We start from the raw sequence: 17,631 nt of genomic DNA, 5'->3' as shown, positions 1-17,631 counted from the left end.
GATTTCGTATGGTTGAGTACTTAGCGTTGTCAGAATAAATGAAACCTTGTTCGGAGATTACTTGAGGTGTCGAATCACTTCGGGGTTTCTTTTTTTTGCTGCCTCAATAAAAGCCTTATATTGTTTAAGCTCATCAGACGCATACAAAAAAGCAAAAGAGTCCTGTTCAATTAAGTCCAGCATACACTCCCGATCATTCAATAATGTTTTCCTGACATTTCGTAGAATTTCAATATTAACGGCTATCAGGTTTTTAATAATGTTTTTATCGCTTCGGATTCTTTCACTGGCATAAGACACAGGTCCTGAATAAACTGCGACTGCAGCCCTGACTATCTCTTCATTATCCCGAAGTCTCGGGCTGGCATATTTGAGATGTATACCATCCCGTTTGATTGCAACCATGACAATTTCATAATTATCCCGAAGTCTCGGGCTGGCAAATTCCAGATAACTGCCATGAATAGTGACTGCAGCCATGACAATTTCATAATTATCCTGAAGTTTCGGGCTGGCATATTTCAGAGAAAAGCCATTTTGAGTGACTGCAGCCATGACAATTTCATAATTATCCCGAAGTCTCGGGCTGGCAAATTCCAGATAACTGCCATGAATAGTGACTGCAGCCATGACAATTTCATAATTATCCTGAAGTTTCGGGCTGGCATATTTCAGACAAAAGCCATTTTGAGTGACTGCAGCCATGACGACCACTTTATCACTCTTGAGTTTTTCACTCGCATATTTCAGGTTATCTGGATGTCTTGCAAGGGTCGCTAATACAAGGCTTTTATCATTTCGAACCTGCTGGCTGGCATATGTCAGCCCTTCCTTCACCACAACGTTCCTGACCTTTTCTTTGTGATCGGGAAGCGGCTGCCCCGGTGGCACATCAAACATCAGCGTGTAATCCCATGATGGCTTAATAATATAGTATTGGCCTCTCAAACGAGGATAGACAAGCTCAAACAATGGAGTCGCCTCATCGGGATTGAGCCATAAAAAATGATGCAGTACCTCCCTGCGGGTGTCCTCATCCACCTCATCACTCATTAACACTTCCGAAAAATTCTTCTCCGATAGAAAGAACCGCCGACTATGATAAACAAACTGCTGTTGATGGTCGCTTAAGAACGAGTAGCAAGCATCTGAAATACCGATCGCAACGGAGTAATGTAGTGAGCATAAGCCATGTTGAATTAAGCATTGTTGAAAGGCGAATCGATCGGCTTCTGTCACAACATCGCTATCAAGGCGTTGTGCAAGCAAATTAAAGCTCCACTGATCTCCTTCAAAAAGGGCTATATTACGTATGTACAGATCCAGACTATAGGTTGAATACAATGCCATTATCAGTTTTTCAAAAGCCTGCTGCAGGATTTTACGTGATGACATTCGAGAGCATTCAACAATCATTTCACCCACTGCAGGATTGACACTGATCTTCATACCATCTGCCTCTTTATCCAGTTCAATTGCCTTCAGCAACCGCGCCAGAAACCACATACGCTTCAACTTGCCGGGTTCCTGATAGCCATCAGGGCTCCGAAACCGGTCTGTAAACCTAAGCCGCAAGGTTCTTTCTTTCCCTCCTTCTGCGCATTCAAGTGCCTCAATAAGGCCTAAATGATGCCCAAGCTCCAGGTTAACCAACAAGGCATCATCCAGACTGACGACAGTTACCGGGTGCCTTGATTGTTCAATCAATGCTTTGCCGGACTGCCTCAATAACGGCACCTTTCCACCTGAGCCGCCCGGAGTCGTGCAATCGACATAGGTGATTTTCTTTTCTGTAGATATCATGCCCTGCCCCGAAGCCAAAGTGACCGGTGCCAGTGCCTCTACAAAGCGCTGATGCAGGGTAAAAATCAGCTCATGGACACTTAGGACCTGCTCAGCTGCGCTGGGGTTGAGCGCCTGAAGATCGGATTGTAGCTTATGGCAATCGGCCAGCCATTGACGAAAGATACCGGGGAATGGCCACCCTTCTTCAGCGGCTTGCATGGGCAGAATGACACTCTCCAGCCCTGATTGGATAGTCTTTTGCAAGGTCTCGAACCGGCTGATCAGTTGCTGCAATTCATCCCGCAATAACTGAACCTCGGGCGAACCTTTCTCACCCGCCAGCTGTAAGAAGGCCCAGTAACCCTGCAACAAGGCTTCGGCCCCATAAACCAGCCGATTTACGCTGACTTTAGTCTCTGCCAGTATCCTGGATCGTTGTGGCGACATGCTGAGTTTTAGCGGGTTTGTCAAACCATCCAGTCCGCCACCGGGGGCAAAAAATGCCAGCAGGCGGGCATTTTGATCCGTGAGCCATTTGAAACTGCTGGCAACCTGAAGGAATGTACCTTCAGGAAAGGACAAATCATTCCGTGAGGGGACGGCTTTGGCTAGCGGCACATCAGAAACAGCTGAGGACAGGCTTTTGTGCCTGGCCAATGTTCCGGTAAGGTCACCGGCAACAATAAAGGCACCGGGCTTATCGTTAAAGCGGGCACAGGCCAGCGTCGCCTGTTGCCCAACCTGAGCTTCCACTGCCGCAAGCTGCCCACCGGCCAGCATCAACGCTTTTTGTTCTTGTTTCATAAGGATCGCAAAATGATCATTGAATCCTCCTTTGGCAATGACAAAACCACCAACCCGCTTCAGGAACCCAGGCTCAAGCATCCAGTCTTCAGCGTGTGGGGCCACGACAATGGCACCCTCTGGCATAGAGTCTGCCTTTTGTCGTCTGGCCAGCCAGAGCGTTCCGGTGCAAAAGCCTTCACTGACACCGGCACCTGTGGCAATGGTCTCTTCGGGTATGGGCAGGGCAAAATCCATGCCACCAGAGAGTCGGGTAACAGGGCGCACCTGCACCGGGAACAGCTGCCACTTACGATTGATGGCAAACTCGGCATCCACGGGGCAGAACAACAGGTTTTCCAGCGTTATCGCCATCTCTCTGAGATCTGAGACCGTTTGATCACCAAGTAACTGTTCACCGTCGTCTGGCTGGGCACCGACATTATCAATTCTTGTTTCTGAATAACCATGATTGTTTTTGTTCAGGACAAAGTGACTTGAAATCGTACCGGGAAAATATTGATAGCTGTCAGGGCCTTCCTCATGAGAAATATCGATACGGTGAGGCGTGTTACCGGACTGCCCCGCAACCACACCTCTGGGCTGACCCTGAGTAAACTCAACCCTGATGGTTCCATCCTGAAAAGATTGAAAGCTCATGACGACACCGCCGTATTGGCAGTCAATACACTCCTGGATGATCAGAGCCATGGGTTGTGGTATGCCTTCGGGGCAGACTTCAGGGCGGTAGCCTGAAGCCATGACTTTCAGACAGGTACGCAAAACATCGTCTTCTTCCTGAACCAAAGAGAGGTATTTGCCTGCCTGGGCATCGCCGTAATTATCTTCGTTGACGCCAGAACTGCGGACAATAATCGGTTGTGATAAAGAGAGATTGTCCAGCTGACGACGCAGGTCTGTGATTTGTTGGGCCGCTTCAGACTCTTTAACCTGCTGATAAAAGTCATCACTGGCAATAAATTCCGCCAGCCCCGTCAGCACCCCGGCTCTTTTGACGGGTTCTGAAGGTGGCAGAGTATTGAGGTATTCCCTGATGAGCGTCAGGCTGCTGTGCACACCCGGCTCACAGGCGATATCGGGAAGATAGCGAGTTAAAGAGTGAGGATCCAGAGGGTGTTGTTCAAGCGCATGAACGAGCTGAGTTGTCACACATCTGAACGCTGGAACACGCAGACCAGCTTCCTTCATGCGTTGCAAAAACAGTCCCTTACCCCCAAGCTGATGCCGGATGGGGGGAGAATAGTCATCAGCCTGATCTGAAACAGATGAACAGCAGGTGCGTTTGCCAAGGCACGTCGGGTCTGGAATGGAAGTGCTATCAGGATAACTGAAATAACTTTTGAGGTAATTAACAGCCCTGCCGTATAAACTACCAACCCTGCCGGATGAACTACCAGTCCCGGTAATCTCATCTGGATTCGTTGTTGGACTCCGAAGCGCTGACATATGAGAATTAGCAGGTAACATCAAGATATCCCTCCCATGTTAATATTCATCCATGATTCATCTAGCAGCCTGTCGGACTTAAGACTGTCCTACTGCGGTTGCAATAAATTGGTCTAAAAATCCCTGTTTCTTCGTCAAATAGCTCGCTATTCTCCTCAGAAACAGAGATTTTTATCCTCAATTTCTTGCAATCCTCGCTACGGACGCTTAAGTCCGACAGGCTGCTAGAAAAAACATCAATTAATCTTTTGACAATAATTTTTTTATAAAGTTCAACCTGTACGATCCTTCAACACCGCTTTACTGACATATCTTAAGTTATCAAAACTGACAGCCATTAAGGCTTTGATAATGTTTTTTTATCGCTTCGAATTCTGTCACTGGCATATTCCAGGGCTGCTGAATCATGTTTGATAGCGGCTTTGACAACCTCTTCATTATCCCGCAGTTTGGTGCTGGCGTATTGCAGGCTACAACCATCTCCGCTGACTGCAGTGAGGACGACCTGTTTATCACTCCTCAGCTTTTCACTGACATATTTCAGGCTATACGGATGTATTGCAAGAGCCGCTAACATAAGGTCTTTGTCATTTCGAATTCGTTGGCTGGCACATTTTATGCCATGCTTGAGCAAGAAACTCCTGACCCTTTCTTTTTGCCCCCTGAGCAACGGCATCGGTGGCACATCAAACTCCAGACTGTAACTATAGGAACGTTTGATAATGTAGTATTGATCTTTAAGATGAGGATACAAAAGCTCAACCCATTGACTGGCGTTACCAGGATATGACAATAAAAAATGATGTAATAGCTCCCTTAAGATATCTTCAGAGACCTGATCACTCATTAATAGTTCCCAAACATTGTCCTTCGATTTGACCAGACATCGACCTTGATCCATGAACTCTTGTTGATGCTTGCTTAATAACGGGTAACACTCTGGAGCAATGCCATCTCGGACACTATTAACCATTGAGAAAAGGCAATGCTGAAAGGCGAATCTATTAGCTTCTGCCGAAGCATCGCTGTCAAGGCGCTGCGCAAGCCAGTTAAAGCTCCACCGACCTCCTTCAAACAGAGTTATCCGACTTAAGTATTGATCCAGACTAACTAATGAATATAATGCCTTGGTCAGTTTTACAAAGGCCTCCTGCATGTTTTCACGTGATCTCATGCGAGTGCATTCAACGATAATTTCACCCGCTACAGCGTTACAACTTGTCTTCATGCTACCCGCATTTTTATTGAGTTCGAACGCTTTCAGTAACTCCACCAGAAACCACATACGTTTTAATTTGCCGGGTGAATCACTGCCATCATCACTGTCAAAAGAGTCAGAAAATTTCAGCCGCAGGGTTCGTCCTTTCCCCCCCTCTGCACGATCAAGTAGCTCGATAAGACTCACATGAGTGCCTAACTTCAGGTTAACAATCAAGGCTTCATCCATACAGACGACAATCGCTTTACGAAACAATAATCCTTCGAGGGATGCTTTGCAGGCTGGACTCAGTAGCGGTGCCGTTTCACTCGGAGTCCTGTGATCAATGTAGGTGATGCGCTTTTCCCGAGAGACCCTGCCCTGACTCGAGGCAAGAGTGATCGGTGCAAGCGCATTTACGAAGCGCTGATGTACAGCAAAAATCAGTTCATGGACACTCTGTACCTGCTCAGCCCTCCAGGGGTTGAGAGCTTGAAGATAGGATTGCAGCTGATCGCAGTCTGCCAGCCAATGACGAAACATTACCGGAGATAGCTGCCCGTCTTCAGCAGCTTGCATTGGCATAATGATACTCTTCAAGCCAGATAGGATGGTCTGTTTCAGCGTCTCAAAGCGGTTGGACAGGTGCAGAAATTCATCCAGCAATGGCTCAACCCGGGATGAACTACTGTCGCCCGCCAGCCGCAGGAATGCCTCATAACCCTGCAACAGCTTTTCAGCTCCATAAATCAGTCGGCTTATGTTCTCTCTGGCGTCTGCCAGTAACTCTGATCGTTGCGGCGACATGCTTAGTTTTATGGGGTTTGCCAGACAATCCAGTCCGCCGCCGGAGGCAAAAAATGCCAGCAGGCGAGCATTTTGATCCGTGAGCCATTGAAAACCGCTGGCGACCTGACAAAGTGTATCTTCAGAGGGAGACAAATCAGCCCGCGACGGGACGGCTTTACCCGGCAGCACATCAGAGAAGGCAGAGGATAAATTTCTGTGACTGGCCAGTTTTCCGGCAAGGTCACCGACAACAATAAAGGCGCCGGGCTCACCGTTAAAGCGAGCGCAGGCCAGTGTCGCCTGTTGGCCATCCTGAGCGATCACAGCCGCATACTCATCACCGGCCCGCATCAAGGCTATTTTTTCCTGTTTCATGAGGATCGCTACATGATCATTGAATCCGGCTTCGGCCAGCACAAAACCTCCTGCCCGTTTCAGCAAGCCGGGCTCAAGCATCCAGTCTTCTGCCTGCCGGGCGACGACAATAGCGCCCTTTGGCATAGAGTCTGCCTGTGTTTTTTTAGCCAACCAGAGTGGCCCGGTGCAGAAGCCTTCACTGATGCCCTCGCCAATGGCCAGAGTCTCTTCGGGTATGGGCATGGCAAAAACCATGTCGCCGGAGAGTCGGGTAACAGGGCGCACCTGCAACAGGAACAGACGATCCTGATGATCGATAGCAAACTCCACATCCACGGGGCAGAGCAAAAGGTCTTCCAGTTTTGTCACCGCATCCCTGAGATCTGAAACCATTTTATCAGTAAGTTCCTGTCCACTGTCGTCTGATTGAGCATCGGCATTAGCAATGATTGTTTCCGAATAGCCGTTATTATTCTTATGCAAGACAAAGTGACTGGAGATTGTTCCGGGAAAGTACTGATAGCTGTGAGCTTCTTCTTTGTGATCTTCGCGATAAATATCAATGCGATGGGGCCGGTTACCGGACTGCCCTGCCACTGCGCCTCTGGGCTGACCACGTGTGTACTCAACCCTGATGGTATCTTCCTGAAAAGATTGAAAGCTCATGACGACACCGCCGTATCGGCAATCAATGCACTGTTGGATGATCAGTGCCATGGGTTGTGGTATGCCTTCGGAACAGACTTCAGCCCGGTAACCTGAGGCCATGACCTTTAGGCAGGTGCGCAATACATCCTCTTCTCCCTGAACTTCCGAGAGGTATTTGCCCGCCTGGGCATCGCCGTAGTTATCTTCGTTGATGCCGGAACTGCGGACAATAACAGGTTGTGATCTGGAGAGTTTGTCCAGCTGATGGCGAAGAGTCCTGATGTGTCGGGCCGCTTCAGAATCTTTAACCTGTTCGTAATAGTCATCACTGGCAACAAATTGCGCCAGACCCAGCAGCCAGTTATCCCTTTTGCTTTGCTCTGAAGGCGGCAAGGCATTGAGGTGTTCACGGATGTTCTTGAGACAGGTCTCTGCCTTCAGTTCACGGTCAATCCCGGGGAGATAGCGGTCAAGGTTATCCAGAGGCTGTTGTTCAAGAGCACTCATGACTTGAGCAGTAACACATTCGAACGGTGGCACAGACAGACCGGCTTTCTTCATGCGCTGCAAATACATTCCCTTGCCACCAAGTTGTTTCCGGCTGGCGGCAGAACAGTCAGCAGCCTGGCCTGAAACAGGGGAACAGCAGGTGCGCTTGTTTAGCCACGTTGGGTCGGGAACGTCACTGAGATCAAGATGACTGAAATACCTTTTGAGGCAACTACCAGCCCCGCTGGATGAACTACCAGCCCCGGTATTCTGCCCTGGGTTCGTCTTCGATATTTGAGGATCAAAAGTTTCAGGCAACATCAAGATATCCCTCTCATATTAATATTTATCCATAATTCAATGGCTAACGCCTAAAAAATCACCTATCTCACATTTGACAATAATTTTTTTATAAAGTTCAGCACTCAGGCTGAACCAGACAAAAGGTCAAACAACAATGAGCTGTCAACACAGTTGGCACTGTTTAGCGTTGTCGGAACAAACGCGTTAACTCTCTTAAGGGCGAGTCACCATAGGCTGTCCGTCGTCGCTCTTGACTACTATAAATTGGACATAGGCAGTTCCTATCGATGACTTATAGGGAGTACCATTGCCAAGGTCATAGGCACTGACGGTAATTTCGTGTACCAGACATGCGCCTCGAGAAGGTGCAGTAAATGCCCCCCAGGAAGCGAGTGCATAGGTTTGTGTCTCACATTCCCAAGCGGATCCGCCAATGTATTTGATTTCACCATATACCTCGAGGTCAGTTTTATTAACGATACGGACATGAGACCAGGCAAAAACCTGAGTTGCAAACAGAAGCAAGATGCCCGCGATCATGCTTCCTGACTGTTTTACCTTTAACATATTTCGTAGCCTTAAGACTTAAATGCCTGATTATATCACTCAGGCTTCTGACCCGCTCTCAGGGCAGTATCCGTGCCGCCGTCTGCTTAAACGACACACTGCAAACCAGAAACCACCAGACCGGGTTATATCATCCTTACCGGAGATATGCGTTGCGTAAGGCGAGGTGTTGACTCACTTCGGGGTTTCTGTTTTTTGCTGCCTCAATAAAAGCCTCATTCTGTTTAAGCTCGGGAGCAACAAAAATAAAAGCAGCAGAATCCTTTGCAATTAAGTCCAGCATATACTCAGGATCCTCCAATATCGTTTTATTGACGTATATCAGGTTATTAATGTTGATAGCTATCAAGGTTTTAATAATGTTTTTATCGCTTCGAATTCTTTCACTGGCAAATTTCAGAGCGCCTGAAGAATTTGTAACAGCGGCTATGACAACCTTCTCATCATCCTGAAGTGTCGGGCTGGCATATTGCAGATAATAACCATCTTTAGTGACTGCATGCATGACGACCTCAGCAACACTCTTCAGCTCCTCACTTACATATTCCAGGCTATGTGGATGTATTGCAAGGGCTTCTATCACAAGGTCTTTATCATTGCGAATCCTTTGGCTGGCACATTCCAGTCCATCCCTGTGCAAGATATTCCTGACCCTTTCTTTATGATTACCAAGCGCCTGAACCGGTAAAAAATCAAACTTCAGGCTGTAACTGCAGGATAGCTTGATAACAAAGTAATGATCTTTCAAATGAGGATACACAAGATCAATCCATCGATTAGCCTCACCGGGATCTGACAATAAAAAATGATGCAGTAGCTCCCTGCGGGTGTCCTCAGGGAGTTCATTTCTCATTAATACGTCGCCAGGATTACCCTCCAATTTAAACAACCGATGACCATTATCAATAAACTGTTGTTGATGACTGCTTAATAACAAGTAGCAACTGAGATCAATGGCATATCGGTAACGTTCAGCCATTAAGAAAAGGCAATGTTGAAAGGCAAATTTATTGGCTTCTGCAGCAACATCGCTATCAAGGCGTTGCGCAAGCATGTTAAAGCTCCACTGCTCCCCTTCAAAAACAGGTCTTGGGCCTAAAAACATATCCAAAGATCTAACAGCCTCTAATGCCCTTATCAGTTTCACAAAGGCACCCTGCATGACTTGAGTTGATGTTATTTGCGGGCATTCGACGATCACTTCAGCCGCTGCGACGTTGCAACCAGGCTTCATGCTGGCAGCATTTTTATCCAGCTCTATCGCTTTCAGTAACTGCACAAGAAACCACATACGTTTTAACTTGCCAGGTGCATCACTACCATCAGAGTAGGAAAAATTGTCAGAAATTTTCAACCGCAAGGTACATCCTTTTGCCTCTTCTTCGTTTTTAAGTAGCTCGATAACGCCTACAAGATCGGTTATCTTAAAGTTAACAATCAAAGTATCGTCCATACTGGTAACAGTTCCTTCAAAAAGTCCTGATTCTCCAAGGACTGCTATGCAGGACCGATTCAATAACGTTGACTTTTCACCCGCGCCACCCGGAGTCGTGCAATCAACATATATGACCTTATCATCTCTGGATAGCATGCTCAGAGCTGAGGCCCTGGTAACCGGTCTCCGGGCCTCTGTCACGGACCTATACAAGTCAGAGACCAGGTGATTGACACTGCGTACCTCTTCAGTCTTCAAAAAATTGAGCGCTTTAAAACAGGTTAGAACGACTTCTTTATCACACTTCAGTTCTTCACTCACATATTTCAGGCTGTATGGATGTACGGCAATGGTCGCTAATACAAGATCTTTATCATTGCGAACCCGTTGGCTGGCATATTTCAGTCCCTGCCTGCTTAAAACATTCTTCATATTTTCTCTTTGAGCCCCAAGGAACTGAATGGGTGAAACCTCGAAATTTACACTGCAACTGCAGGATGGATTGATAACAAAGTACTGATCTTCCAGCTCATACACCTCTTCAAACAATGGCGCAGCGTCATCAGGCTTTAACAACAAAAAATGCTGCAAGAGTTCCCTGCGGGTGTCCCCGGGGATCTTATCACTCATTAACGTTTCCAGAGGGGGGGGTATTGATTCAGCAAGACGTCGACTATGACGAATAAACTGTTCTTGATGATTGTTCAAGAACTTTATTAATAATCGGTAACAATCCTCATTAATGTTATGTCGAGCAGAATAAGCCATTAAGAAAAGGCAGTGTTGAAAGGCAAATCTATGGGCTTCTGTCGTAACATCGCTATCAATGCGTTGCATAAGGCTGTTAAAGCTCCACTGATCTCCATCAAAAATGGCTGCTGAGTTTAAGTCCATATCCAGGTTTCTAATGACAGATAACGCCGCTGTCAGTTTTACAAAAGCTTCCTGCATGATTTGAGGTGATTTCATTCGGGGGCATTCGACAATCATTTCACCCGCTACGGCATTGCAACTGAACTTCATAGGACCCGCTTGTTCGTCCAGATTGATCGCTTTCAGTAACTGCATCAGAAACCACATACGTTTCAATTTGCCGGAGCCATCACTGCCATCAGCTGTGGCAAACCGGTCAGAAAATTTCAGCCGCAGGGTACGTCCTTTCCCGCCTTCTGCTTCTTCAAGTAGCTCGATAAGGCCCACATGATGTCCTAGTTGTAGGTTAACAATCAAAGCAGCATCCATAATGATGACAGTCGCTTCACACTCTGATCTTACGAGGCATGCATTGTAGGAGTGAGTGAATAGCGGTACCTTTTTAGCCGAGTCACCCGGAGTCCTGCAATCTACATAGGTGATGGGCCATATCCTGGTGATCTTGCCCTGACCCGATGCCAGGGTAACCGGTGCCAGTGCCTTGACGAAGCGCTCATGCAAGGCAAAAATCAGTTCATGAACACTTCGGAGCTGCTCAGGCGTGTTGGGATTGAGAGCCTGAAGAGATGACTTTAGTTGCTGACACGCCGTCAACCAGTGTCGAAAAATGCCCATGGATTTCTGACCTTCTTCACCGGCTTGCAGGGGAAGGCTGATCATTTCTAACTCTGATTGGATTTTCTCTTTCAACGTCTTGAACCGGTTGCTCAGTTCCGGTAATTCATTCAGCCATGGCCCGATTTCGGATGGGTCCTTTACGCCCGCCAGCTGCAGGAATGACTTGTACCCATTCAGCAATGCTTCAGCCCCATGAATCAGCCGGTTTACACTGTCCCTGGTCCCTGCCAGCAACTTTGAGCGTTGTGACGACATACTCAGTTTTATCGGGTTTGCCAGACAATCCAGTCCGCCGCCTGAGGCAAAAAATGCCAACAGGCGGGCGTTTTGATCTGTGAGCCACTGAAAACCGCTGGTAACCTGATCGAATGTACCTTCAGCGGGGGACAAATCCTGCCGTGACGGAACGGCTTTGGTTAACGGCACCTCAGAAACAACAGAGGTCAGGCTTCTGTAACTGGCCAGTTTTTCGCTGAGGTCACCAGCAACAATAAAGGCTCCGGGCTTACCTTTAAAGCGTGCACAGGCCAGCGTCGCCTGTTGCCCAACCTGAGCTTCCACTGCCGCAAGCTGCCCACCGGCCAGCATCAACGTTTTTCCTTCCTGTTTCATGAGGATTGCTACATGATCATTGAATCCTCCTTCGGCGATGACAAAGCCTCCTGCCTGCTTCAGGAACTCAGGCTCGAGCATCCAGTCTCCAGCATGATGGGCCACGACAATGGCACCCTCTGGCATAGAGTCTGCCTTTTGTTCACTGGCCAGCCAGATGGGTCCGGTACAGTAGCCTTCGCTGACGCTCTCGCCAGAGGCAATAGTCTCTTCCGGTATGGGCATGGCGAAATCCATGTCGCCAGAGAGTCGGGTAACAGGGCGCACCTGCAACAGGAACACGCGACCCCGGTGATCAATGGCAAACTCCGCATCCACGGGGCAGAGCAACAGGTCTTCCAGTTCTGTCACCGCGTCCCTGATATCTGAAAGCATTTTATCCGTGAGTTTCAGTCCACCGTCGCCTGATTGAGCATCGACATTATCAATTCTTGTTTCCGAATAGCCGTTATTGTGCTTGTACAGGATGAAGTGACTTGTGATGGTCCCGGGATAGTATTGAACGTCTTCGGCACCTTCCTTGCGATAAATATCGATGCGGTGGGGCGTATTACCGAATTGTCCTGCCACTACGCCTTTGGGCTGACCCTTTGTGTACTCAACCCTGACGGTTTTATCCTGAAAGGATTGAAAGCTCGTAAAGACCCCGCCGTATAGGCAATCAATGCACTGTTGGATAACCAGCGCCATGGGTTGTGGTATGCCTTCGGGACAGACTTCAGGCCGGTAACCCGAGGCCATGACCTTAAGACAGGTTCGCAAAATATCCTCTTCCCCCTGAACTAAAGAGAGGTATTTGCCCGCCTGGGCATCGCCGTAATTATCTTCATTGATGCCGGAACTGCGGACAATCACGGGCTGTAATTTGGAGACTTTGCCCAGCTGAGAGCGCAGAGCCCTGATTTGTCGGGCCGCTTCAGAATCTTTAATCTGTTCGTAATAGTCATTACTGGCAATTAATTTCGCCATACCCGACAGCCATTCATCCCTTTTGGTTTGCTCTGAAGGCGGTAGGGCATTGAGGTATTTCCTGATGCTCGCCAGGCTGGTTCCCACCTCCGGTTCATAAATAATTCCGGGGAAGTAGCATTCTAAAAGATGGGCATCCAGAGGGTGTTGTTCAAGCGCATTCATGACTTGAGCACTAACACATTCGAAGGGCGGAACAGACAGACCGGCTGCTTTCATGCGCAACAAAAACATTCCCTTGCCCCCGAACTGTTCCCGTTCGGAAGGAGAACAGCCAGCAGCCTGCTCTGAAACAGCTAAATGGCAGAGACGTTTGGTTAAAGGGGTTTCGCTGGTCGAAACGCCAGAGAGAACAGAATTATCGAAATGCCTTTTGGTTGCACTGCGACCGCTGTTGGATAGACTGCCAGCCCCGGTGTTCTGATTTGAACAGGTGCCCGGGCTTCGGGGATCTAATTTGCCAAAATTTTCAGATAAAGGTAACATCGCGACATCCTCGTCATACTAATACCAATCGTATTTTCTAACTCCCGCAATGAGCATGGAGATTTGAGCCTTAAGACAAGGCGGCGTGAGGAGTCATAGCCTTAGCTATGGCGACGATCGCCAACGCAGGATTAAGGCTCAAATCTTCAGCGCAATAGGGAGTTAGAAAGTTCGATTGGTATAAGTACTCATCCATAATTTAATTGCCAGAAATTCAATGTATCACCCTGTTCAGACAATGATATTTTTATAAAGTTCCCCCCGTCAGACTGAAATACGAAATAAAAAGAATGCCAATAAGCTGGCAACAGGGTTTGCACTGACTAACTTTTCAGAGCCGTTCAGACCTTATCCAAAAGCTCTCTGGTGTATTGAATAACTGCGGGATTTCTTTGTTTTGCTGCCTCGATAAAAGCCTTATTAAGTTTAAGCCCGGGAGCAGCAAATTCAAAAGCACGTGGATTTTGTTCAATAAAATCGAGCATAGAATGGTAATTATTCAACACCGTATTACTGGCATATGCCAGGTAATCAATATTATGAGTAATGACACTTTGAATAATGTTTTTATCACTTCGGATTTTCTCACTGGCATACCTCACAACTGCTGGACGCTTTGCGATAGCCGCTATCACCACCTCATCATAATTTGGGAGTTCCGGGCTGACGCAGCTCATACAATAGCTCTTCTGAGTAACTGCGGCTACGATGACATCTTTATCACTCTTCAGTTCTGCACCTACATATTTCAGGTTAAATGGATGTACTGCAATGGCTTCTAATACAAGGTCTTTATCATTTCGAACCCGTTGGCTGGCATATTCCAGCCCATCTTTCAGCAAAGCTTGCCTGACCTTTTCTTTAATATCCGAAAGCGACTGAAACGGTGGAACAACAAACGTCAGCGTGTAAGTGTGTGATGGCTTGATAATAAAGTATTGGCCTCTCAAATGGTGATAAAAATCCTCAACCGGGCCAACAGAGTAATAGGGATCTAGCAATAAAAAATGATGTAAGAGTTCCCTGCGCATGCTCTCATTCATGTCATCACTCATAAATATTTCCTTCAGACTCGCCTCCGGTTTTTTCCCTGAATAGACTAAAGACCGACACTCCCCTAATCGCTCAGTATGATGAACAAACTGTTTAAGATCGTTACTGAGTAACTGGCAACAAGCGGGACTCATCCAATAATCGTTCTTATAAAACATTGAAAAAAGGCAATGTTGAAAGGTGAATCTATCAGCTTCTGTCGCAGCAACGGGATTAAGACGTTGTGCAAGCAAGTTAAAATCCCAATGAGGTTCTTCAAAAATGTCTTCGTAATCAAAGAGAATATCAAGATCAGTCATAGAATCTAAAACAACCATCAGCTTTTCAAAGGCATACTGCATAGCTTGAGGTGATTGCATTTGCGTACATTCGACAATAACTTCACGCGCTACCGCATTGTAACTGAGCCTCATGGGATCAGCATTTTCATCCAGTTCGATGGCCTTCAGAAACTGTGTCAGAAACCAGACCCGCTGTAACTTGCCGGATTTATATAAGCCACCAGGTCTATCGAATTGGTCAGAAAATTTCAGCCGCAAGGTTCGTCCTTTCCCACCCTCTGCGTTTTCAAATAATTCGACAAGGCTGACATGAACGCCTAATCCCAGATTAACCAACAAGGCATCATCCATAATGACAACAGTCCCTGAAAGCTCTAATTCATTCATAATGGCTTTACCGGTTGGACTCAATAGCGACGCATTTTCATCAGGATTACCCTGGGTCGTGTAATCAACATAGGTGATTCGCTTTTCCCTGGATAACCGGCCCTGACCCGAGTCCAGAGTGATCGGTGCCAGTGCTTTTATAAAGCGCAGATGCAGCGCAAAAATCACTTCATGAACACTTCGGAACTGCTCAGCCTCCCTGGGATTGAGTGCTTGAAGACAAGATTGCAGTTGTTGGCAAGCTGACAGCCAATCACGAAACGATAACTGCCGTTCTTCATCGTCATCCTGGGGCAGGATGATAGCCTCCAGCAATGATTGGATGGTCTGTTTCAGTGTCTTGAACCGGTTGCTTAATAGTGGTACTTCATCCTGCAATAACTGAACCTCTGATGAACTGCTGTTTCCCGCCAGCAGCAGGAATGCCCGGTACCCTTCCAGCATTGCCTCAGCGCCATGAACCAGCCTGTTTACACTGTCTCTGATCTTTGCCAGTATCCCGGATCGTTGTCGAGACATGCTCAGTTTTACCGGATTTGCCAGACAATCCAGTCCGCCGCAGGAGGCAAACATTGCCAACAGACGGGCATTCTGATCTGTGAGCCATTGAAAACCGTCGGCAACCTGAAGGAATGTGCCTTCAGGGGGGGACAAATCATCCCGTGACGGGACGGCCTTTGCCAACGATAAATCAGAAAATGCAGAGGACAGGCTTCTGCAACTGGCCAGTTTTCCGCTAAGGTCACCGGCAACAATAAAGGCTCCGGGTTTTTCGTTAAAGCGGGCGCAGGCCAGCGTCGCCTGTTGCCCAACCTGAGCGACCACTGCCGTAAACTGGCCACCGGCCAGCATCAAAGCTATTTCTGCCTGTTTCATGAAGATTGCTACGTGATCATTGAATCCTCCCTCAGCAATGACAAAACCACCAACCCTCTTCAGAAACTCAGGCCCAAGCATCCAGTCTTCAGCATGGTGGGCCACGACAATGGCTCCCTCTGGCATAGAGCCTGCCTCTGGCTGACTGGCCAACCAGAGTGGACCGGTGCAGAAGCCTTCGCTGACGCCCTCGCCAATGGCCAGGGTCTCTTCGGGTATGGACATGACAAAATCCATGCCACCAGAGAGGCGGGTAACAGGGCGCACCTGCAAAAGGAACAGACACCCCTGATGATCAATAGCAAACTCCACATCCACGGGGCAGAGTAATAAGTTTTCCAGCTCTGTCAGCCACTCCATGAGTGTCGAAACCGTGTCATCACTGAGTTGTTGTCCAACGTCGCCTGACTGGGCATCGGCATTATCAATTCTTGTTTCCGAATAGCCGTTATCGTTCTTTTGCAGGATGAAGCGACTTGAGATCGTCCCCGGAAAGTATTGAGAGCTGGCAGCTTCTTCTTCACGATCCTCGCGATAAATATCAATACGGTGGGGCCTGTTTCCGGACTGCCCTGCCACTGCGCCTCTGGGCTGACCCCGTGTGTACTCAATCCTGACGGTATCATCCTGAAAGGATTGAAAACTCATGGCGACTCCGCCATATCGACAATCAATGCACTGTTGGATAATGAGCGCCATGGGTTGCGGTATGCCTTCGGGACAGATTTCAGGCCGGTAAGCTGAAGCCATGACCTTGAGACAGGTTCGCAAAATATCTTCTTCTCCCTGAACCAAAGAGAGGTATTTGCCCGCCTGGGCATCGCCGTAATTATCCTCATTGATGCCAGAGCTGCGGACAATAACCGCTTGTGATGCAAGGAGTACACCCAGCTGACGGCGCAAACCAGCTATTTGTCGAGCCGCTTCAGAATCTTTAACCTGTTGGTAATAATCATTACTGGCAATAAATTCTGCCAGACCCGACAGCCAGTCATCCCTTTTGGTTTGCTCTGAAGGCGGCAAGGTATTGAGGTAGTCACGAATGTTCCTCAGGCTGTTCCCTGTGTCCCACTCATGGACAATCCCGGGAAAATAGCGGTCTAAAAGATGGCTATCCAGAGGGTGTTGTTCAAGCGTATTCATGACTTGAGCAGTCACACATTCGAAAGGCGGAACAGACAGACCAGCCTTTTTCATGCGCCACAAAAACATCCCCTTGCCCCCGAGTTGTTCCCGATTCTGAGGCGAGTAGCCAGCAGTCTGATCTGCAACAGATGGACGGCAGTGACGCTTGGTCAGGGGAGTTTCGCTGGTCGCAACGCCACAGGGATAAGGATCACTGGAATGCCTTTTAGATAAACTGCTAATCCCCTTGGATGAACTGTCGGCGCCAGCATCCCGATTTGGATCAGTTTTCGGGATTTGACCCTCTGAACGGCCAGAATGAGCAGGAAACATCAAGACTTCCCTCCGTTATTGATATTCATCCATGATTCAATCGCTGACGAATAAACAAATCTCTTTCTATTGACAATAATTTTTTTGTAAAGTTCAGCCTGAAGCACGCAATAGGATAAATAAGTACCTGGCCAGTT

At 47.8% G+C, this 17,631-nt stretch carries 5 protein-coding genes; all 5 read right to left on the bottom strand.

Translation table 11 applies throughout. The annotated features are described in order from the left end of the window. Nucleotides 1-57 precede the first annotated feature (57 nt). The gene (locus ACOMHB_RS11900) at nucleotides 58-4,056 is read right to left on the bottom strand and encodes a DUF4116 domain-containing protein (RefSeq protein ID WP_448216773.1); all 3,999 of its coding nucleotides are present in this window, start codon (nucleotides 4,054-4,056) and stop codon (nucleotides 58-60) included. Between the two features lie 316 nt (nucleotides 4,057-4,372). Continuing rightward, on the bottom strand, nucleotides 4,373-7,837 hold the full coding sequence (locus tag ACOMHB_RS11895) for a DUF4116 domain-containing protein (RefSeq protein ID WP_448216772.1): 3,465 nt from the start codon (nucleotides 7,835-7,837) through the stop codon (nucleotides 4,373-4,375). A 195-nt stretch (nucleotides 7,838-8,032) separates the two neighbouring features. Next, on the bottom strand, nucleotides 8,033-8,359 hold the full coding sequence (locus ACOMHB_RS11890; protein ID WP_448216771.1) for a hypothetical protein: 327 nt from the start codon (nucleotides 8,357-8,359) through the stop codon (nucleotides 8,033-8,035). Between the two features lie 163 nt (nucleotides 8,360-8,522). After that, the gene (locus tag ACOMHB_RS11885) at nucleotides 8,523-13,439 is read right to left on the bottom strand and encodes a DUF4116 domain-containing protein (RefSeq protein ID WP_448216770.1); all 4,917 of its coding nucleotides are present in this window, start codon (nucleotides 13,437-13,439) and stop codon (nucleotides 8,523-8,525) included. A 341-nt stretch (nucleotides 13,440-13,780) separates the two neighbouring features. Continuing rightward, complete coding sequence (locus ACOMHB_RS11880; protein WP_448216769.1) at nucleotides 13,781-17,494, bottom strand: PEP/pyruvate-binding domain-containing protein; 3,714 nt, start codon at nucleotides 17,492-17,494, stop codon at nucleotides 13,781-13,783. Nucleotides 17,495-17,631: the final 137 nt, after the last annotated feature.

The organism is Endozoicomonas sp. 2B-B, from assembly GCF_053470045.1.
This window is presented reverse-complemented; position numbering and strand designations above follow the sequence as displayed.

Excerpts from the sequence above, each read along its gene's own strand:
- ACOMHB_RS11900 (WP_448216773.1), bottom strand. The coding sequence starts at position 4,056 with ATGTTACCTGCTAATTCTCATATGTCAGCGCTTCGGAGTCCAACAACG.
- ACOMHB_RS11885 (WP_448216770.1), bottom strand. The coding sequence starts at position 13,439 with ATGTTACCTTTATCTGAAAATTTTGGCAAATTAGATCCCCGAAGCCCG.
- ACOMHB_RS11895 (WP_448216772.1), bottom strand. The coding sequence starts at position 7,837 with ATGTTGCCTGAAACTTTTGATCCTCAAATATCGAAGACGAACCCAGGG.
- ACOMHB_RS11890 (WP_448216771.1), bottom strand. The coding sequence starts at position 8,359 with ATGATCGCGGGCATCTTGCTTCTGTTTGCAACTCAGGTTTTTGCCTGG.
- ACOMHB_RS11880 (WP_448216769.1), bottom strand. The coding sequence starts at position 17,494 with ATGTTTCCTGCTCATTCTGGCCGTTCAGAGGGTCAAATCCCGAAAACT.